We start from the raw sequence: 21,088 nt of genomic DNA, 5'->3' as shown, positions 1-21,088 counted from the left end.
CCTCTTTATAGGATGTTCAAAAAACGGGTGAAAATGGACACATTTTAGTCTATTCTTTTTTAGAAAAACCTTGGAAGTCCTTTTTCATCCACATTTATGTCTATTTACCTAAACAAAATTGTGAGAATAACTGATTAATTAAGTTTTCGTGTACAGCATCTCCAATGATTTCCCCTAAAAGTTCCCATGTACGCGTTAAATCAATTTGAACCATATCGATTGGAAGATCTGATTCAGCACCTGAAATGGCATCTTCAATTGACTTCTTCGCTTGCGTTAACAAAGCAATATGACGAGAGTTAGAAACATATGTTAAATCATTTGCCTCAACAGTTCCAGTAAAAAACAATGAAGAAATCGCTTCTTCTAGATCATCAATTCCTTTTTCCTCTAGTAAAGAGGTAGTTACAACTGGATTGCCTTTTGCTAGATCCTTCACTTTCTCCATATTTATTTTTTGCGGAAGGTCTGTCTTATTAATGATGACAATGGTTTCCATTCCTGAAACTGCCTCAAATAAACGTTCGTCCTCTTCCGTTAATTCGTCGCCATAGTTTAGTACAAGTAATATCAAATCAGCTTTTTTCAAAACTTCACGTGAACGCTCTACTCCAATGCGCTCCACAATATCTTCCGTTTCACGGATACCCGCTGTATCAACAAGACGAAGAGGAACACCTCGAACATTGACGTACTCCTCAATCACATCACGAGTCGTACCAGGAATATCAGTCACAATGGCCTTATTTTCCTGAACAAGACTGTTTAATAGAGAGGACTTTCCAACATTCGGCCTACCTATAATAACAGTAGATAAACCCTCTCGTAAAATTTTTCCTTGATTTGAGGTTTCTAAAAGTTTGATGATTTCGTTTCGAACCTTCCCACACTTTTCAAGCAGGACACGATGAGTCATTTCCTCGACGTCATCATACTCTGGATAATCAATATTCACCTCAATATGGGCTAACGTTTCAAGTAATTCTTGACGTAAACGATTGATCAGAGTGGACAATTTCCCTTCCATTTGACCAATCGCAACGTTCATCGCACGGTCAGTCTTTGCACGTATTAAATCCATGACTGCTTCTGCCTGAGAGAGGTCAATACGACCATTTAAGAATGCACGCTTGGTAAATTCGCCTGGTTCTGCTAGTCTTGCTCCATTTGTAAGTACAAGCTGTAGAACTCGATTAACGGATACTAGTCCACCGTGGCAGTTGATTTCAACGATATCTTCTCTCGTAAAAGTCTTAGGTCCCCTCATCAAGGTTAGCATTACTTCCTCTATGATTTGGTTCGTATCTGGATCTACAATATGTCCATAATGAATCGTATGTGAATCGACTTTTTTCAAGTCTTTCCCTTTAAATACTCGGTTCGCAATTTCAATTGCTTCATCCCCACTTAACCGGACAATTGCAATTGCTCCTTCTCCCATTGGAGTTGAGATGGCTGCTATAGTATCAAACTCCATTTTTTCACCTTCTTTAATATATCAACATTCAAGTTAACTCTTCTTTATTTATTTCAAGTACTATTTTTACCTTAAAAATAAACCTGTGAATAACTTATAAATACTTTTATAATTAGTATTACCAGTTTACCCACAAGGATAACACTCTCTTGTTCCCCAAAACAAACCATACTCCATTTTATCTTATCCACATGTGAATAACAATAATAGAACTTTTTTGTTCACCTAAGAAATAACCAAAAACCTGTACTATAACAACTTGTTCTATTAAAAGAACACCTTCTTCATCTACTTGCTAGATAGATTTGCTAGACCTCAAATTAGCTTTTGAAAACAATCTCACTGCTGAAGTCCAGCTAGGCTGCTATCATTAGAAAGTAAAATATGAATTACTTACAAGGCTGAATGCCTCCATTTTCAGCAACAAAAAAGCCTAGGCAGTTGCCTAGGCTTAATGATTTTTATTCTACTGGAGTAATCACAATATGACGGTTTGGATCAGAACCACTTGAAGATGTTTTTACCTTTTTATGATTAGCAAGTGCCGTATGGATAACCTTTCTTTCATAGGAAGGCATCGGCTCCAATTTCACATCCTGCCTTGTTCGACTTACCTTATCTGCAAGTCTTTCAGCTAGTTGAATCAAGGTTTCTTCACGGCGTCCTCGATAGTTTTCAGCATCCACCAGGATGTTCAAATATTGATCTGAATGTCGATTTGCTACTAACTGTGTTAAGTATTGAAGTGAATTTAAAGTTTGGCCCCTTTTCCCAATTAAAATAGCCATTTTTTCACCTGATAATTGAAATGTAACATTTTTTCCATTCCGTGTTACATCTAATTTTGCTGGTACACCCATAGATGAAACAACCTTTTCTAAAAACTTTTGTGCCTCTTCTACTGGGTCAATTTTCACCGTTACTTTCACAACAGCTGGTTTTGTTCCGAAAATCCCAAAAATACCTTTTTTACCCTCATCGATGATTTGAATATCGGTGCGGTCTCTAGTTGTATTGAGTTGAGCTAAAGCTGACTCTACTGCTTCATCGACGGTTTGCCCTGTAGCAGTTACTTGTTTCACTTTTTGGCTCCTCCCGCATTTCCAGACTTAGCAGCTCTAATATCTGGACCTTTAATTAAGAACGTTTGAACAATCATAAAGATATTACCAACTACCCAGTATAAAGATAAGGCAGCTGGGAAGCTGATCGCAAATATAACAATCATAATTGGCATTAACCACAACATCATGGCCATTTGAGGATTATTATCCATGCCAATCATCGTAATTTTTTGCTGGATGAACGTTGTTACACCCGCAACCAAAGGTAGAATAAAGTAGGGATCTGAGTCACCTAAATCAAACCATAAGAAATTATGATTTGCAATTTCACTAGTTCTCATTATCGCATGGTAGAATCCAATTAAGATCGGCATTTGAATGATTAATGGGAAACATCCCGCTAATGGATTAACACCGTGCTTTTGGAATAATTGCATCGTTTCTTGCTGCAACTTTTGTTGTGTTGCTTGGTCTTTTGAACTATATTTTTCACGAAGTGCCTTCATCTCAGGTTGAATGGCTTGCATAGCCTTTGAGCTTTTTGTTTGTTTAATCATTAATGGTAATATCGCAAATCGGATTAATAATGTTACAATAATAATCGCTAAACCATAGTTTTCGCCTAATAGTTCAGCAAAATATGTAATAAGCCAAGATAATGGATAAACAAAATATTTATTCCATACTCCTTCACTTTCAGCGGTAATTGGTTCATTGATCTCGGTACAACCTGATAAAAGCAGAACTACACCAATTAGCGCACTAAATAATAATATTCGCCTTTTCAACTACATTTCCTCCCAGTTTTAAATATCTTCAAGGTAAATATTTATTTCATAACATATCTATTCGTAATAAATTCAATATGTCCTTTGTATTCTACCATTTTTATATAAAAATTTCTTCATAACAGAGGAAAAACATCTATAATTTTTCTACTTTTTTAACACCCTTGCAATCTTTAAGACATGAAGGAGACTTTTCTTTACTTCTTCATAACTCATTTCTACTACTGGCTTTCTCGCAATAATGACATAATCCCTCTCTTTAACCTGTGTCTTATGCTCTAAAAAGAATTGACGAATTAAGCGTTTAATGCGATTCCTTGTAACAGCGTTTCCAAGTTTTTTACTAACAGATAATCCAATTCGAAAATGTTCTTGTCCTTCTTTTTCTAGAACGTAGACGACAAATTGTCGATTCGCTGAAGATTTTCCCGATTTAAACACTGTTTGAAAATCTTGATTTTTTTTAATACGGTATTCTTTTTTCATTTCTTACAACTCCCGTACTCATACAACCGTTCCATTTCTATGATGATCTTCACTTTCCCTTTGACTAGTATGGGCATAAGGAAAATTGAATTAAACCTTTTTATTGAAAAAAAGACCACTGACATTTCAGTGGCCTATGCTGATAATACTTTTCTTCCTTTTCTACGACGACGAGCAAGAACTTTACGTCCGTTTTTAGTGCTCATGCGACTACGGAATCCGTGAACTTTGCTATGCTTACGCTTGCTTGGTTGATATGTTCTTTTCATTATATGACACCTCCCTGAGGAATTAACTCTCAATTTACACATTAGACAGTCTTACTAATTATAGTGAAAACCCGTAAAAAATGTCAACCTAATTTGGAATACTATATTTTGGATAAGAATTTTTAAATCAGAAAAAATAAGTTGAGGTCTAGAAATAGCGACCTACAGTTTCTAGTTTGTCCAATTTTAGCGCAAATTTTATCTCCTTCTACATATAGGACACGAAACTAAGTGGATAGTTCCCCATATTTTTAGCAACGCGTTACCGTTTTTATTTTACTACCTTAGCCTCAACTTCTAAAGGTTCGGGGGAAAATATCCACCTTCAGTGGCAAAGATCGCCACTGAATCGGATCTTCCGACGCACAGGACGGGCTAGTGCCAACTTTGCCACAGGACGTGGCGCTTTAAGTTGGCCAATTTTCTCGTTTCTGAACAAGACGTTTCAGCTTTTCTATCTGTCCAGCTTCAACGTCTAGAAATTCGGGAAACTTCACCTCCTCTGGCAGAGGCAAAAAACGCCTCTTTGTCGGAGCCTCCAGTTTCCTCATTTCTGAGCGAGACGTTTCAGCTTTTCTATCTTGTGGACAACTTTTTTCGACAGTTTTTTTAATCCACAACATTTATCGACATGTTTTACACATCATCTTGTGTTGTGGATAATATTTTTCCACAAGGTATAGATATTGTGGATAAGTTTTCAAAAACCATTGATTATCTAGTCATAATCTGATATTATTATTTTGTTTTCACTCGTAATAAGTTATCAACATTATTCGTTTATCCACAGAATGTGGATATCGTGTGGATAGGTTTTTTCACAATGTGAATGAATAATTGTCCACAACCAGTGGATTATGTCGAAAAGTCGTTATTCTACTATATTATATATTTATTCACAAATTATCTAGAATGTATATTTATTAACTTGTATTCATTTAACGAAAAACTACTGCATAATAACTTATTTTTATACATTTAACGTGATAACGATTAATACCTTACAAACAAATATATAAATAAAAAAACGAACAAAGGAGGGAGATTGTTGGAGAATATTGCTGATTTGTGGGACAAAGCACTCAAAGAGATTGAGAAAAAATTAAGTAAGCCAAGCTTTGAAACATGGTTAAAATCAACAAAAGCCCATGCCCTACAAAACGATACACTTATTATTACCGCTCCCAATGAGTTTGCTAGAGATTGGCTTGAATCTAGATATCTGCATTTGATTGCAGAGACGATTTATGATCTAACTGGTGCAGAACTCGGAATCAAATTTATCATTCCTCAAAATCAATTAGACGAAGAATTCGAATTGAAAAAGCCAGAGAAAAAGACAGCGAAACAAGATGAACCAGTTGAGTTCTCTCAAAATATGCTAAATCAAAAATACACATTCGATACATTTGTAATTGGCTCTGGCAATCGATTTGCTCATGCTGCATCATTAGCCGTTGCAGAAGCACCAGCGAAAGCCTATAATCCACTCTTTCTTTATGGTGGCGTTGGTTTAGGAAAAACGCATCTAATGCATTCTATTGGCCATTATGTACAGGAACATAATCCAAATGCCAAGGTTGTATACCTTTCATCAGAGAAATTCACTAATGAATTTATTAACTCTATACGAGATAACAAGGCTGTCGAATTTAGAAATAAATACAGAAATGTAGACATCTTACTTATAGATGATATTCAGTTCCTAGCTGGAAAAGAATCAACTCAAGAAGAATTTTTCCATACTTTTAATACCTTACACGAGGAAAGTAAACAAATCGTCATTTCAAGTGATAGACCGCCGAAGGAGATTCCAACTTTAGAGGATAGACTTCGTTCTCGCTTTGAATGGGGATTGATTACAGATATTACCCCTCCAGACCTTGAAACGAGAATTGCGATTTTACGCAAAAAGGCTAAAGCAGAGGGACTTGATATTCCGAATGAAGTCATGCTATATATCGCGAACCAAATCAATACGAATATTCGTGAGCTTGAAGGTGCGCTTATTCGTATCGTTGCCTATTCATCGCTTATTAATAAAGATATAAATGCAGATCTTGCTGCAGAAGCGTTAAAGGATATTATCCCAAGTTCTAGACCAAAAGTGATTACCATTTTTGAGATCCAAAAAGCTGTTGGGCAGCACTTTAGTGTCAAACTTGAAGATTTCAAAGCAAAAAAGCGAACAAAATCAATTGCATTTCCTCGCCAAATTGCAATGTATCTTTCAAGGGAACTAACTGATTCTTCACTACCTAAAATTGGTGAGGAATTTGGAGGGCGTGACCATACAACTGTCATTCATGCCCATGAAAAAATCACGAACCTATTAAAAACAGACACACAATTACAAAAACAAATAGATGAAATTATTACCCAATTAAAAGGCTAATATAGATCGTACATTTCATCTTTTAATTTGGACAAGTACTTGGTAACGTGAATACTGTGAATAACTTCTTTGTTGTTGCGCACAGTCTGTCCACATGTGGATAGACTGTTTTCATTTGCTTCGATTCGGTTATCCACATATTCACAAGGCCTACTAGTACTTCTACGATTTTTTCTTTTAAAAAATATATATAATTAATAAGCATATTCAGGTGCATTTCAAAATAGAACAATCTTTAGGAGGTTTTTTGATGAAATTTATCATTCAAAGAGATTATCTTGTACGAAGTGTTCAAGATGTCATGAAAGCTGTATCTTCAAAAACGACCATTCCGATCTTAACCGGTATAAAAATTGTTGCAACAAATGAAGGTGTAACTCTTACAGGTAGTGATTCTGATATTTCTATCGAGTCTTTTATCCCTATAGAAGAATCTGGGGATGAAATTGTTGAAATTAAAGAACAAGGTAGTATCGTGTTACAAGCTCGATTCTTTAGTGAGATTGTCAAGAAGCTTCCTAAGGATACTGTTGAAATTGAGGTTCAATCTAATCTATTAACAATTATTCGTTCTGGAAAAGCAGAATTTAATTTAAATGGTTTAGATGCTGATGAATATCCACAATTACCTCAAATTGAAGAAAATCATGGGTTTCAAATTCCAGCAGATCTATTAAAAAATCTCATTCGTCAAACTGTATTTGCTGTTTCAACTTCCGAAACACGTCCTATTCTTACTGGAGTAAATTGGAAGGTAGAAAATAATACACTACATTGTATTGCAACTGATAGTCATCGGTTGGCAATGCGCACAGCACATATCGAAACAGAAAATACTGGGTCATACAATGCTGTTGTTCCAGGTAAAAGCTTAAATGAATTAAGTAAAATACTTGATGATTCAACTGATTTAGTTGATATCGTTATTACGGAAAATCAGGTTCTTTTTAAGACAAAACATTTATTATTCTTTTCTCGTTTGTTAGATGGCAGCTATCCAGACACAACAAGACTTATCCCTAATGAAAGTAAAACAGAGGTAGTTTTAGCCACGAAAGAATTTTTACAATCAATCGACCGTGCCTCACTCCTTGCAAGAGAAGCGAATAACAATGTTGTTAAATTTTCAACATTACCTGATGGAGTAGTTGAAATTTCATCCACTTCTCCTGAAATTGGAAAGGTAAATGAGGAAATTCAAAGTAAATCTATAGATGGTGAGGAATTAAAGATTTCTTTTAGTGCAAAATATATGATGGACGCATTAAAAGCGTTAGAAAGTTCTGAGATCCGCATTAAATTTACAGGTGCAATGAGACCATTTGTTATAAACGGACTAGATGACGACACTGTCCTTCACCTGATTCTTCCGGTACGTACGTACTAATTTTGAATAGTGAACAGCAGTAACGACTATTTTGTGACCTACTTCGTAAGGGACTAAAAACTACTAGGTGGAATAAACCTAGTAGTTTTCTTTTCTAGTTAGGATTTCTTTAGTAAAATAAAAGAAAGAAGGCGAAAATAATGGCAAAAGAAATAGAAATTTCGACAGACTTTATTACATTAGGACAATTTTTGAAGCTAGCAGATGTTATTCAAACAGGCGGTATGGCAAAATGGTTTCTAGGTGAACATGAAGTCTATGTGAATGGAGAGTTAGAAAATCGCCGTGGGAAAAAGCTAATAAGTAAGGATGTAGTAGACATTCCTGGCTTTGGAACGTTTGTTATAACAAATGCTTAAGCAGCGAGGGTTTTACCCCTCGCACTTGTGTGTAAAGGGTGAAGCCAATTGTTCATTGAAGAAATTGAACTGACCAATTATCGTAACTATGAAAAAACATCAATTGAATTTGAAGATAAAGTGAATGTCATCTTGGGCGAAAATGCACAGGGCAAGACAAATGTGATGGAATCCATCTATGTTTTAGCGATGGCAAAGTCACATCGCACCTCAAATGATAAAGATTTGATTCGCTGGGAAGGAGAATATGCTAAAATAGAGGGTAGGGTTCAAAAAAGGAACGGCCCCCTATCTTTACAACTTGTTATCTCTAAAAAGGGTAAAAAAGCAAAGAGCAACCATTTGGAGCAGCAAAAACTGAGCCAATATGTAGGAAATATGAACGTTGTTATGTTTGCACCAGAGGATTTGAATCTTGTAAAGGGAAGTCCACAAGTGAGAAGACGATTTATTGATATGGAAATTGGTCAAGTTTCGGCTGTTTATTTACACGACTTAAGCCAATATCAAAAAATTCTCCAACAACGGAATCATTATTTAAAGCAACTTCAAACAAAAAAACAACACGATCAAACCATGCTTGATGTGTTAACTTCACAATTAATTCAGTCAGGTGCGAAAATTGTCAAAAAGCGCTTTGAATTTCTCGCCTTATTACAAAAATGGGCTGAGCCTATCCACCATGGAATCAGTAGGGGATTAGAAACGCTACGAATTGAATATAAACCATCAATTGAGGTATTAGAAACCGCTGATTTGTCGAAAATGGTAGATGTATATGACGAAAAATTTGCTAAAATAAGAGAAAGGGAAGTTGAAAGAGGTGTTACATTAGCGGGTCCACACCGGGATGACCTTACATTCTTTGTAAATGGAAAGGATGTTCAGACATTCGGATCCCAAGGCCAGCAACGTACGACTGCCTTATCTTTAAAGTTAGCAGAAATAGAATTAATTCATTCGGAAATTGGCGAATACCCGATTCTGTTGTTAGATGATGTTCTTTCGGAACTGGATGATTTTAGACAGTCCCATTTATTAAATACAATTCAAGGTAAAGTACAAACTTTTGTGACAACAACAAGCGTAGAGGGGATTAATCATGAGACATTGATGCAGGCTGCAACGTATACCGTTTCTGCAGGCAGCATAACAAAGCTAAAATGAGGTGATGAAATTTGTTCATACATTTGGGAGACAATGTAATGGTTCGTTCATCAGATGTCATTGCGATATTAGATCGACAGCTTTTAAAATCCTCCTCTATCGTTAATGAATATATAGATCTACAAAAAGACAGAGTGGTAGAATTATCAAATGGAAATACAAAATCTGTAGTGGTAACGGTAGATAAAGTATATTTTTCACCTTTATCCTCAAGTACATTAAAAAAACGTTCCCAGCATGTATCCGATTTTGAAACAATATTAGAAGAAATATAAGGTTGGAAGCGACTCGAACTCGTACTTTTTCGTTAATATAAAGTGTAGGTGATATTGGTGGCAATGGAAGAAAAAGAATTACAACAACATGAGTATGATGAGAATCAGATACAGGTATTAGAAGGTTTAGAGGCTGTAAGAAAAAGGCCAGGAATGTATATAGGTTCAACATCCGGAAAAGGTCTGCACCATTTAGTTTGGGAAATAGTTGATAATAGTATCGATGAAGCACTGGCAGGCCATTGTACGGAGATTAATGTCATCATTGAAGAAGATAATAGTATTACAGTAATTGATAATGGGCGTGGAATTCCAGTCGGTATTCATGAAAAAATGGGTCGTCCTGCAGTTGAAGTCATCATGACAGTCCTTCATGCTGGAGGAAAATTCGACGGCGGTGGTTATAAGGTTTCTGGTGGGCTACATGGAGTTGGTGCGTCAGTTGTTAACGCCCTTTCTACAAGTTTAGAGGTAACTGTTCATCGAGATGGTAAAATTCACCACATTAAATTTGAACGTGGCCATGTGGTTTCTGAGTTAAAAGTGATTGGTGAAACAGACAGTACAGGGACAATTACACACTTTAAGCCAGATGGTGAAATTTTCACTGAAACACTAGAATATGATTTTGATACACTTGCCACTCGTCTTCGTGAACTTGCATTCTTAACAAGAGGCGTTAAAATCACGATCGAAGACAAACGTGAAGAAAACAAACGTAAAGAATACTTTTACGAGGGTGGAATCAAACAGTATGTTGAGCACCTTAATCGTACGAAGGAAGTCCTTCATGAAGAGCCTGTATTTGTAGAAGGTGAAAAAGAAGGAATTGCAGTTGAGATCGCCCTTCAATACAATGACAGCTATACAAGTAATATTTACTCGTTTGCTAACAATATCCACACATATGAAGGTGGAACACACGAATCTGGATTTAAAACAGCATTAACAAGAATCATAAATGACTATGCACGTCGAAATAATATTTTTAAAGATAATGATGCGAATTTATCGGGTGATGATGTTCGAGAAGGACTTACTGCCATCATATCCGTTAAGCATCCAGACCCACAATTTGAGGGACAAACAAAAACAAAACTTGGAAATAGTGAAGCGAGAACTGTCACAGAGTCTGTCTTCTCTGAAAAATTTGAGTCGTTTTTATTAGAAAATCCTTCAGTTGCTCGAACCATTGTTGAAAAAGGGACTATGGCCGCAAGAGCACGTCTAGCAGCGAAAAAGGCTCGTGAATTAACCAGAAGAAAAAGTGCGCTGGAGGTTTCAAGCTTACCAGGTAAACTTGCTGACTGTTCGTCAAAAGATCCTTCTATAAGTGAACTTTATATCGTTGAGGGTGATTCCGCGGGAGGTTCTGCTAAGCAGGGACGTGACCGTCATTTCCAGGCAATCCTACCGCTACGAGGAAAAATCCTTAACGTTGAGAAGGCAAGACTTGATCGGATTTTATCCAATAATGAAGTACGTTCGATGATTACAGCATTAGGTACAGGTATTGGGGAAGATTTTGATATTACAAAAGCACGCTATCATAAAATTGTTATTATGACCGATGCTGATGTTGATGGTGCGCATATTCGGACCTTATTATTGACATTCTTCTATCGCTTTATGCGCAAGATTATCGAACATGGCTTTGTCTATATAGCTCAACCGCCATTATATAAAATTCAACAAGGTAAACGAGTTGAATATGCATACAATGACCGTGAATTAGAAAAATATTTAGCCGAATTACCAAGTAATCCAAAACCAGGCATTCAGCGCTACAAAGGTCTTGGTGAGATGAATCCAGAACAACTTTGGGAAACAACAATGGATCCAAAAAACCGTACGATGTTACAGGTGACGCTACAAGATGCAATTGATGCTGATGAAACCTTTGAAATGCTAATGGGCGATAAAGTTGAACCTAGACGTAATTTCATTGAAGAAAATGCTCAATATGTTAAAAACTTAGATGTTTAACTTTAATCAGTCAGTGAGCCTTGACTAATCAAAGTCAAAGCCTCTGGCAGATGTCAAGGTGATTAGAGTGACCAAATGCAGGATAGTTTCGAGACTATCCTGTGTTTTGGTTACAGAATTGAATGGGGAAAAAGAGAACCCTAATTTATCCCGCATGAACTAGCAGTGAGATCCCCACCCCTTCAGTCTTTAGATAAGCTAAAGAAGAAAAAGTGGTAGATCAATTACTAGTAAAGGCCCCAATTGGTTCGACTAACTTTCAATGGGAAAGAATCCCCACTGAATGAAGTTTCACTTTATTTTATACCCCTGATAAGGAGGTTACTTTTTATGTCAGAAAGTCAAAATTCGCATATTCGTGAAATAAATATTAGCCAAGAGATGAAAACATCCTTCCTAGACTATGCGATGAGTGTAATCGTGTCACGAGCTCTTCCAGATGTTCGTGATGGTCTAAAGCCTGTTCACCGCCGAATTCTATATGCAATGAACGATTTAGGCATGACTGCTGAAAAGGCTTATAAGAAATCAGCACGTATCGTAGGAGAAGTAATTGGTAAGTACCATCCACATGGTGACTCTGCTGTTTACGATACGATGGTACGTATGGCTCAAGATTTTAACTATCGTTATATGTTAGTTGATGGCCACGGAAACTTTGGTTCTGTAGATGGTGATGCAGCAGCAGCCATGCGTTATACAGAAGCACGTATGTCCAAAATATCAATGGAACTATTGCGTGATATCAATAAAGACACAATCGATTATCAGGATAACTATGATGGTTCTGAGAAAGAACCAGCTGTTCTCCCTGCACGTTTTCCTAACCTTTTAGTAAATGGTGCAGCGGGTATTGCAGTAGGAATGGCAACGAATATTCCACCTCACCAATTAGGTGAAGTGATTGACGGTGTTCTAGCAATCAGTAAGGACCCTGAAATCACGATTGCTGAATTAATGGATATTATTCCTGGCCCAGATTTTCCTACTGCTGGACATATTCTTGGTAGAAGTGGCATTAGAAAGGCATATGAAACTGGAAAAGGTTCCATCACCCTTCGTGCAAAAGTTGAAATTGAACAAATGAAAAATGGGAAGGAAGTTATTATTGTTACAGAGCTTCCATACCAAGTTAACAAAGCAAAACTAATTGAAAAAATTGCTGAATTAGTTCGAGATAAAAAAATTGAAGGGATAACAGATCTTCGTGACGAATCAGACCGTACTGGTATGAGGATCGTGATGGAAGTACGAAAAGATGCAAATGCGAATGTTCTCTTAAATAATTTATATAAACATACTGCATTGCAAACTACATTTGGAATCAATATGCTTGCCCTTGTGAACGGGCATCCTAGAGTTCTTAATCTAAAGCAATGTTTACAATACTACTTAGACCATCAAGTTGTGGTTATCAAACGTAGAACAGCATTTGAACTTCGAAAAGCCGAAGCAAGGGCACATATTTTAGAAGGCTTACGAATTGCATTAGATCATATTGATGAAATTATTGCGTTAATTCGTGGCTCACAAAATACAGATATAGCTCGCGAAGGCTTAATGACAAGATTTGATCTATCTGAAAAGCAAGCTCAAGCGATTTTAGATATGCGTTTACAGCGTTTAACAGGCTTAGAACGTGATAAAATTGAAGCAGAATACCAAGAGCTTGTTGCATTAATTGCGGAATTAAAAGCTATATTAGCTGACGAAGAAAAAGTACTAGAAATTATTCGTGAAGAATTACTAGAATTGAAAGAACGTTTTAACGATACAAGACGTACTGAAATTTTAGCTGGTGGACTTGAAATGATTGAAGATGAGGATTTAATCCCAAGAGAGAATATCATTCTTACTCTCACGAATAAAGGGTATATTAAGCGTCTTCCAGTTTCAACATACCGTAGCCAAAAACGTGGTGGCCGTGGAATACAAGGAATGGGAACAAATGAAGATGATTTTGTTGAACAACTTCTATCAACTTCAACTCATGATACAATCCTATTCTTTACAAATAAAGGAAAAGTCTACCGTCTAAAAGGGTATGAAATTCCTGAATTTAGTAGAACAGCAAAAGGAATTCCAATCATTAACCTACTAGAAATTGATAAAGAAGAATGGATAAATGCAATAATCCCAGTATCTGAGCTTGTCGATGATTGGTTCTTATTCTTTACAACTAGAAAAGGTATCTCAAAACGAACTCCACTATCATCTTTTGCTAATATCCGTAAAGGTGGATTAATCGCTGTTGGCTTACATGAGGGAGATGAACTTATCTCTGTTCGACTCACAGATGGTACAAAAGATATCATTATCGGAACGAGAGATGGAATGCTTATTCGTTTCCCTGAGTCAGATGTACGATCAATGGGCCGTACAGCTGCAGGTGTTAAAGGAATCAATCTCTCCGAAGACGATGAAGTAGTCGGAATGGAAATACTAGAAGATAATCTCGATGTCCTAATCGTAACTGAGCATGGATATGGAAAACGTACTCCAGCAAGTGAATATCGTATCCAAAGCCGTGGTGGTAAAGGACTAAAAACAGTCAATATTACCGAAAAGAATGGTAAAGTCATTGCGGTAAAAGCAGTTACGGTAGAGAATGATCTCATGCTTATTACTGCTGATGGCGTTCTAATTAGAATGTCAATTGGAGATATTTCACAAATTGGCCGTACAACTCAAGGTGTTAAGCTCATCCGTTTAGATGAAAATGGACATGTAGCAACAGTAGCAGTTGTTGAGAAGGAAGAAGAGGAACAAGAAGAACAGGAAGTACAAGAAGGCGAACTTGAAGTAACAGAAACGGTAACAGATGAGAATCAATCAGTTAGCGAAGAAGAAGAAGAATAAACGATAGAAAGGGAGAAATGCTGCGGTGCAGTATTTCTCCTTTTTTGGTAAAATGAATGATACGAGTATTCGATTGAAAGTCGAGGTAGAAGAAAATGCGTGTGAAGACAAGTCAGTTACAAGCTGGATGCATTGTATCGAATGATATTTTTTCTTTAACAAATAATCCAATCATTCTTAAAAAAACTGTATTAACAAATGAGCATATAGATGTCCTTCAAGCATTCCTAATACAAGATGTACATGTTGAATCATTTTTAATCACTGGCGAACCCTTCACCCCTGAAGAGCAGATAGAGGAAATAGAAGTCTTAGAAAAGAAAAATACAATAGTAGAAGACTTTCTTAAATCTGTAAGCCAATACAAGCTTCTGTTCCATAGTTGGCAAGCGGGCGCATTAGTTGATATTACCAAGGTGCGTCAAACTATTCTTCCATTATTCAAAAGAATAAAGGACAATCCAAATGAACTACTCTCATTACATACATATACCAATCGTGAAAACTATATTTATCATCACTCTATTACACTAGGATTACTTTCTGGTTATCTTGGTAGAAAATTGCAATACAGCGAGGGAGATTGCTATCAATTAGTAATAGCGGGATTACTTTGTGACTGTGGAATGGCAAAAATAGACCCTAAAATCTTAGCCAAAACTTCATCCCTTACTCAAGCTGAATATAGCGAGATTAAAAAACACCCTCTTTACAGTTACCGAATGATTGAGAAGATACCGCTCATTAAAGATAGTGTAAAGCTAGCAGTACTTCAGCACCATGAACGTATGGATGGTACGGGTTATATACTGGGAGTGACAGGAGAAAAAATGCACCGATTTGGAAAGATTATTGCGGTTGCTGATGCGTATTTAGCTATGATCTCAGATAGACCTTATAGTAATCGACATCCTTCTTTTAAAGTGCTCGAGGAAATTAGAAGTGAGTCATTTGGAAAATTTGATATGAAAGTAATGGATGCTCTAACAGACATAGTTTGTAATATATCAATTGGTTCGAATGTAAAACTATCAAATGGACAAATCGGTGAGATTCTATTTATTGATAAAATACAGCCGACAAGACCATTAATAAAACTAAGTGAAAATGAACTTTTTGATTTAAGAAACTACCGGGATATTTTCATAGAAGAAATAATTTAAAGGCCTCCAATTTGGAGGTTTTAATTTTATTGAACAAGTTCTTTAATGCTGAATATATTGCGTATTAACCAGAACCTATTAATTATAAACAGACAACTACCAATTCGAGATAATCTTGTTTATAGGGAAATAATAAAACTTTCGTAAAAAACACTTGATTAAGGAGCATAAAGCATATATAATTCAAAAGTCTTATTCATTATCTACTATCTTTTATTATTTCAAAAAAACATTTGACTTTAATTATGATAGTGTGATATATTAATAAAGTCGCTTCGGTGCGATGAAATAGTTCTTTGAAAACTAAACATAATACAAGCGTCAACGTTAATTCTAAGTAACAAAACTTATTGAGCAATCAATACTCTATTGGAGAGTTTGATCCTGGCTCAGGATGAACGCTGGCGGCGTGCCTAATACATGCAAGTCGAGCGAATCTAAGGGAGCTTGCTCCCAAAGATTAGCGGCGGACGGGTGAGTAACACGTGGGCAACCTACCTGTAAGACTGGGATAACTTCGGGAAACCGGAGCTAATACCGGATAACATATGAGACCACATGGTCTTATATTAAAAGATGGCTTCTCGCTATCACTTACGGATGGGCCCGCGGCGCATTAGCTAGTTGGTGAGGTAACGGCTCACCAAGGCAACGATGCGTAGCCGACCTGAGAGGGTGATCGGCCACACTGGGACTGAGACACGGCCCAGACTCCTACGGGAGGCAGCAGTAGGGAATCTTCCGCAATGGACGAAAGTCTGACGGAGCAACGCCGCGTGAGCGAAGAAGGTCTTCGGATCGTAAAGCTCTGTTGTTAGGGAAGAACAAGTATCGTTCGAATAGGGCGGTACCTTGACGGTACCTAACCAGAAAGCCACGGCTAACTACGTGCCAGCAGCCGCGGTAATACGTAGGTGGCAAGCGTTATCCGGAATTATTGGGCGTAAAGCGCGCGCAGGCGGTCCTTTAAGTCTGATGTGAAAGCCCACGGCTCAACCGTGGAGGGTCATTGGAAACTGGGGGACTTGAGTGCAGAAGAGGAGAGCGGAATTCCACGTGTAGCGGTGAAATGCGTAGAGATGTGGAGGAACACCAGTGGCGAAGGCGGCTCTCTGGTCTGTAACTGACGCTGAGGCGCGAAAGCGTGGGGAGCGAACAGGATTAGATACCCTGGTAGTCCACGCCGTAAACGATGAGTGCTAAGTGTTAGAGGGTTTCCGCCCTTTAGTGCTGAAGTCAACGCATTAAGCACTCCGCCTGGGGAGTACGGTCGCAAGACTGAAACTCAAAGGAATTGACGGGGGCCCGCACAAGCGGTGGAGCATGTGGTTTAATTCGAAGCAACGCGAAGAACCTTACCAGGTCTTGACATCCTCTGACACTCCTAGAGATAGGACGTTCCCTTCGGGGACAGAGTGACAGGTGGTGCATGGTTGTCGTCAGCTCGTGTCGTGAGATGTTGGGTTAAGTCCCGCAACGAGCGCAACCCTTGATCTTAGTTGCCAGCATTCAGTTGGGCACTCTAAGGTGACTGCCGGTGACAAACCGGAGGAAGGTGGGGATGACGTCAAATCATCATGCCCCTTATGACCTGGGCTACACACGTGCTACAATGGATGGTACAAAGGGAAGCGAAACCGCGAGGTTAAGCCAATCCCATAAAACCATTCTCAGTTCGGATTGCAGGCTGCAACTCGCCTGCATGAAGCCGGAATCGCTAGTAATCGCGGATCAGCATGCCGCGGTGAATACGTTCCCGGGCCTTGTACACACCGCCCGTCACACCACGAGAGTTTGTAACACCCGAAGTCGGTGGGGTAACCGTAAGGAGCCAGCCGCCTAAGGTGGGACAGATGATTGGGGTGAAGTCGTAACAAGGTAGCCGTATCGGAAGGTGCGGCTGGATCACCTCCTTTCTAAGGAAAAAGTCGAAAAGCGAAGGTGACTGTTCAGCCTCGACAAGTGCTGGAACTTCTGAAGGAAAAGTCAGCAGACTTTGACAGAAGAAGTGAAGCAACCTCGAGAGGATAGGAACCGTAGCTAGACAATAGAAGTTCTACGAACTTCATAAAAAAGACGTTTTGTATTATGTTTAGTTTTGAGAGAGCTATTGTTCTCTAGTTAAATATATGAATGGGCCTATAGCTCAGCTGGTTAGAGCGCACGCCTGATAAGCGTGAGGTCGATGGTTCGAGTCCATTTAGGCCCACCATTCATTAAAAAATATTCGGGGCCTTAGCTCAGCTGGGAGAGCGCCTGCCTTGCACGCAGGAGGTCAGCGGTTCGATCCCGCTAGGCTCCACCAAATCTTACTGATGAAATCGTAATTGATTGAAATCAGTTATTTTGTTCCTTGAAAACTAGATAACGTAACAAAACATTCATTGAAGTAAAGTTCTTTAAACTTATAGGCGCATGAGAAGCGAAGAAATTTGCAGCTTATCGAAGCCGAACAGGTTAAGTTATAAAGGGCGCACGGTGGATGCCTTGGCACTAGGAGCCGATGAAGGACGGTACTAACACCGATATGCTTCGGGGAGCTGTAAGTAAGCATTGATCCGAAGATTTCCGAATGGGGAAACCCACTGCTCGTAATGGGGCAGTATCCTTACCTGAATTCATAGGGTAAGCGAAGGTAGACCTGGGGAACTGAAACATCTAAGTACCCAGAGGAAGAGAAAGCAAACGCGATTTCCTGAGTAGCGGCGAGCGAAACGGAAGATAGCCCAAACCAAGAGGCTTGCCTCTTGGGGTTGTAGGACACTCTATACGGAGTTACAAAAGAGCGAAGTAGACGAAGCGACCTGGAAAGGTCCGTCAGAGAAGGTAACAACCCTGTAGTCGAAACTTCGTTCTCTCTTGAGTGGATCCTGAGTACGGCGGGACACGTGAAATCCCGTCGGAAGCTGGGAGGACCATCTCCCAAGGCTAAATACTCCCTAGTGACCGATAGTGAACCAGTACCGTGAGGGAAAGGTGAAAAGCACCCCGGGAGGGGAGTGAAATAGAACCTGAAACCGTGTGCCTACAAGTAGTCAAAGCACATTAATGTGTGATGGCGTGCCTTTTGTAGAATGAACCGGCGAGTTACGATTACGTGCAAGGTTAAGTCGAAGAGACGGAGCCGCAGCGAAAGCGAGTCTGAATAGGGCGAATGAGTACGTGGTCGTAGACCCGAAACCAGGTGATCTACCCATGTCCAGGGTGAAGTTCAGGTAACACTGAATGGAGGCCCGAACCCACGTACGTTGAAAAGTGCGGGGATGAGGTGTGGGTAGCGGAGAAATTCCAATCGAACTTGGAGATAGCTGGTTCTCTCCGAAATAGCTTTAGGGCTAGCCTCGAGTATAGAGTCTTGGAGGTAGAGCACTGATTGGACTAGGGGCCCTCATCGGGTTACCGAATTCAGTCAAACTCCGAATGCCAAAGACTTGATTCTCGGGAGTCAGACTGCGAGTGATAAGATCCGTAGTCAAGAGGGAAACAGCCCAGACCACCAGCTAAGGTCCCAAAGTATACGTTAAGTGGAAAAGGATGTGGAGTTGCTTAGACAACCAGGATGTTGGCTTAGAAGCAGCCACCATTTAAAGAGTGCGTAATAGCTCACTGGTCGAGTGACTCTGCGCCGAAAATGTACCGGGGCTAAACGTATCACCGAAGCTGTGGATTGTTCTTACGAACAATGGTAGGAGAGCGTTCTAAGTGCAGCGAAGTCAGACCGTGAGGACTGGTGGAGCGCTTAGAAGTGAGAATGCCGGTATGAGTAGCGAAAGAGGGGTGAGAATCCCCTCCACCGAATGCCTAAGGTTTCCTGAGGAAGGCTCGTCCGCTCAGGGTTAGTCGGGACCTAAGCCGAGGCTGAAAAGCGTAGGCGATGGACAACAGGTTGATATTCCTGTACCACCTCTTTACCGTTTGAGCAATGGAGGGACGCAGGAGGATAGGGTAAGCGCACTGTTGGATATGTGCGTCCAAGCAGTTAGACTGGTAAGTAGGCAAATCCGCTTACCGTAAGGTTGAGCTGTGATGGCGAGGGAAATATAGTACCGAAGTTCCTGATTCCACACTGCCAAGAAAAGCTTCTAGCGAGGTAAATGGTGCCCGTACCGCAAACCGACACAGGTAGGCGAGGAAAGAATCCTAAGGTGATCGAGAGAACTCTCGTTAAGGAACTCGGCAAAATGACCCCGTAACTTCGGGAGAAGGGGTGCTTTTTAGGGTGCATAGCCCTGAAAAGCCGCAGTGAATAGGCCCAGGCGACTGTTTAGCAAAAACACAGGTCTCTGCGAAGCCGCAAGGCGAAGTATAGGGGCTGACACCTGCCCGGTGCTGGAAGGTTAAGAGGAGGGGTTAGCGCAAGCGAAGCTCTGAATCGAAGCCCCAGTAAACGGCGGCCGTAACTATAACGGTCCTAAGGTAGCGAAATTCCTTGTCAGGTAAGTTCTGACCCGCACGAAAGGTGTAACGATCTGGGCACTGTCTCAACGAGAGACTCGGTGAAATTATAGTACCTGTGAAGATGCAGGTTACCCGCGACAGGACGGAAAGACCCCGTGGAGCTTTACTGCAACCTGATATTGAATTTTGGTACAGCTTGTACAGGATAGGTAGGAGCCTTGGAAGCCGGAGCGCTAGCTTCGGTGGAGGCGTCGGTGGGATACTACCCTGGCTGTATTGAAATTCTAACCCGAAGGCCTTATCGGCCTTGGAGACAGTGTCAGGTGGGCAGTTTGACTGGGGCGGTCGCCTCCTAAAGAGTAACGGAGGCGCCCAAAGGTTCCCTCAGAATGGTTGGAAATCATTCGTAGAGTGTAAAGGCACAAGGGAGCTTGACTGCGAGACCTACAAGTCGAGCAGGGACGAAAGTCGGGCTTAGTGATCCGGTGGTTCCGCATGGAAGGGCCATCGCTCAACGGATAAAAGCTACCCCGGGGATAACAGGCTTATCTCCCCCAAGAGTCCACATCGACGGGGAGGTTTGGCACCTCGATGTCGGCTCATCGCATCCTGGGGCTGTAGTCGGTCCCAAGGGTTGGGCTGTTCGCCCATTAAAGCGGTACGCGAGCTGGGTTCAGAACGTCGTGAGACAGTTCGGTCCCTATCCGTCGTGGGCGTAGGAAATTTGAGAGGAGCTGTCCTTAGTACGAGAGGACCGGGATGGACACACCGCTGGTGTACCAGTTGTCCTGCCAAGGGCATAGCTGGGTAGCTATGTGTGGAAGGGATAAGTGCTGAAAGCATCTAAGCATGAAGCCCCCCTCAAGATGAGATTTCCCATAGTGTTAAACTAGTAAGATCCCTCGAAGATGACGAGGTTGATAGGTCAGAGGTGGAAGCATGGTGACATGTGCAGCTGACTGATACTAATCGATCGAGGACTTAACCAAAATAGAAATGCGCAGGCGACTGTACA

At 39.9% G+C, this 21,088-nt stretch carries 13 protein-coding genes, 2 tRNA genes and 2 rRNA genes; 12 read left to right on the top strand and 5 right to left on the bottom strand.

Annotation, left to right across the window (positions count from 1 at the left end):
• Positions 1 to 100 precede the first annotated feature (100 nt).
• The 5 genes from mnmE to rpmH all read right to left on the bottom strand — a co-directional run bounded on the left by mnmE (position 101) and on the right by rpmH (position 4,084).
• On the bottom strand, positions 101 to 1,477 hold the full coding sequence (mnmE, locus tag ACWPVE_RS09140) for a tRNA uridine-5-carboxymethylaminomethyl(34) synthesis GTPase MnmE (protein WP_453992630.1): 1,377 nt from the start codon (positions 1,475 to 1,477) through the stop codon (positions 101 to 103).
• A gap of 461 nt (positions 1,478 to 1,938) precedes the next feature.
• Positions 1,939 to 2,559, bottom strand: coding sequence for an RNA-binding cell elongation regulator Jag/EloR (gene jag, locus ACWPVE_RS09135; protein ID WP_453992628.1), 621 nt, complete (start codon positions 2,557 to 2,559; stop codon positions 1,939 to 1,941).
• Positions 2,556 to 3,329 carry a YidC family membrane integrase SpoIIIJ gene (spoIIIJ, locus tag ACWPVE_RS09130; protein ID WP_453992626.1) on the bottom strand — a complete coding sequence of 258 codons (774 nt, stop codon included), beginning with the start codon at positions 3,327 to 3,329 and terminating at the stop codon, positions 2,556 to 2,558. The genes jag and spoIIIJ overlap by 4 nt, the downstream gene beginning before the upstream one ends.
• A 147-nt stretch (positions 3,330 to 3,476) precedes the next feature.
• Entirely contained in the window at positions 3,477 to 3,815 is a 339-nt protein-coding gene (rnpA, locus tag ACWPVE_RS09125; RefSeq protein ID WP_453992625.1) for a ribonuclease P protein component, read from the bottom strand.
• A 134-nt stretch (positions 3,816 to 3,949) separates the two neighbouring features.
• Positions 3,950 to 4,084, bottom strand: coding sequence for a 50S ribosomal protein L34 (gene rpmH, locus ACWPVE_RS09120; protein ID WP_453992623.1), 135 nt, complete (start codon positions 4,082 to 4,084; stop codon positions 3,950 to 3,952).
• 1,048 nt (positions 4,085 to 5,132) lie between these two features.
• On the opposite strand from rpmH, the gene dnaA reads away from it, so the two are divergent.
• The 12 genes from dnaA to ACWPVE_RS09060 all read left to right on the top strand — a co-directional run bounded on the left by dnaA (position 5,133) and on the right by ACWPVE_RS09060 (position 21,062).
• Positions 5,133 to 6,479, top strand: coding sequence for a chromosomal replication initiator protein DnaA (gene dnaA, locus ACWPVE_RS09115; protein ID WP_453992621.1), 1,347 nt, complete (start codon positions 5,133 to 5,135; stop codon positions 6,477 to 6,479).
• Positions 6,480 to 6,729: 250 nt separating this feature from the next.
• A complete protein-coding gene (gene dnaN, locus ACWPVE_RS09110; RefSeq protein ID WP_453992619.1) occupies positions 6,730 to 7,866 on the top strand; it encodes a DNA polymerase III subunit beta in 1,137 nt (378 codons plus the stop codon).
• Positions 7,867 to 8,006: 140 nt separating this feature from the next.
• Positions 8,007 to 8,225, top strand: coding sequence for a S4 domain-containing protein YaaA (yaaA, locus tag ACWPVE_RS09105; RefSeq protein ID WP_453992617.1), 219 nt, complete (start codon positions 8,007 to 8,009; stop codon positions 8,223 to 8,225).
• 48 nt (positions 8,226 to 8,273) lie between these two features.
• Positions 8,274 to 9,392: a DNA replication/repair protein RecF gene (recF, locus tag ACWPVE_RS09100; RefSeq protein ID WP_453992615.1), complete on the top strand. Its 1,119-nt coding sequence runs from the start codon at positions 8,274 to 8,276 to the stop codon at positions 9,390 to 9,392.
• Positions 9,393 to 9,403: 11 nt separating this feature from the next.
• Positions 9,404 to 9,667, top strand: a complete 264-nt coding sequence (gene remB, locus ACWPVE_RS09095; RefSeq protein ID WP_453992613.1) for an extracellular matrix regulator RemB — start codon at positions 9,404 to 9,406, stop codon at positions 9,665 to 9,667.
• A gap of 63 nt (positions 9,668 to 9,730) precedes the next feature.
• Positions 9,731 to 11,653 carry a DNA topoisomerase (ATP-hydrolyzing) subunit B gene (gyrB, locus tag ACWPVE_RS09090; RefSeq protein ID WP_453997434.1) on the top strand — a complete coding sequence of 641 codons (1,923 nt, stop codon included), beginning with the start codon at positions 9,731 to 9,733 and terminating at the stop codon, positions 11,651 to 11,653.
• A gap of 330 nt (positions 11,654 to 11,983) precedes the next feature.
• Positions 11,984 to 14,512, top strand: coding sequence for a DNA gyrase subunit A (gene gyrA, locus ACWPVE_RS09085; protein ID WP_453992611.1), 2,529 nt, complete (start codon positions 11,984 to 11,986; stop codon positions 14,510 to 14,512).
• A 95-nt stretch (positions 14,513 to 14,607) separates the two neighbouring features.
• Positions 14,608 to 15,675, top strand: a complete 1,068-nt coding sequence (locus ACWPVE_RS09080) for an HD-GYP domain-containing protein (RefSeq protein WP_453992609.1) — start codon at positions 14,608 to 14,610, stop codon at positions 15,673 to 15,675.
• 366 nt (positions 15,676 to 16,041) lie between these two features.
• A 16S ribosomal RNA gene (locus ACWPVE_RS09075) occupies positions 16,042 to 17,591 on the top strand.
• 219 nt (positions 17,592 to 17,810) lie between these two features.
• Positions 17,811 to 17,887 (top strand) — tRNA-Ile (locus tag ACWPVE_RS09070).
• Positions 17,888 to 17,904: 17 nt separating this feature from the next.
• A tRNA-Ala gene (locus ACWPVE_RS09065) sits at positions 17,905 to 17,980 on the top strand.
• A 150-nt stretch (positions 17,981 to 18,130) separates the two neighbouring features.
• A 23S ribosomal RNA gene (locus ACWPVE_RS09060) occupies positions 18,131 to 21,062 on the top strand.
• The 16S and 23S rRNA genes sit together here with 2 tRNA genes alongside, the layout of an rRNA operon.
• The last annotated feature ends 26 nt before the right edge of the window (positions 21,063 to 21,088 follow it).

The sequence above is a fragment of the Bacillus nitroreducens genome (genome assembly GCF_964021195.1).
The sequence above is the reverse complement of the archived record's forward strand: the minus strand, read 5'-3'. Positions and strand labels throughout refer to the sequence as shown.

Bases quoted from the DNA above. Each gene is read 5' to 3' on its own strand.
- ACWPVE_RS09080 (WP_453992609.1), top strand. From the start codon at position 14,608: ATGCGTGTGAAGACAAGTCAGTTACAAGCTGGATGCATTGTATCGAAT.
- gyrA (WP_453992611.1), top strand. From the start codon at position 11,984: ATGTCAGAAAGTCAAAATTCGCATATTCGTGAAATAAATATTAGCCAA.
- gyrB (WP_453997434.1), top strand. From the start codon at position 9,731: ATGGAAGAAAAAGAATTACAACAACATGAGTATGATGAGAATCAGATA.
- yaaA (WP_453992617.1), top strand. From the start codon at position 8,007: ATGGCAAAAGAAATAGAAATTTCGACAGACTTTATTACATTAGGACAA.
- dnaN (WP_453992619.1), top strand. From the start codon at position 6,730: ATGAAATTTATCATTCAAAGAGATTATCTTGTACGAAGTGTTCAAGAT.
- rnpA (WP_453992625.1), bottom strand. From the start codon at position 3,815: ATGAAAAAAGAATACCGTATTAAAAAAAATCAAGATTTTCAAACAGTG.
- mnmE (WP_453992630.1), bottom strand. From the start codon at position 1,477: ATGGAGTTTGATACTATAGCAGCCATCTCAACTCCAATGGGAGAAGGA.
- rpmH (WP_453992623.1), bottom strand. From the start codon at position 4,084: ATGAAAAGAACATATCAACCAAGCAAGCGTAAGCATAGCAAAGTTCAC.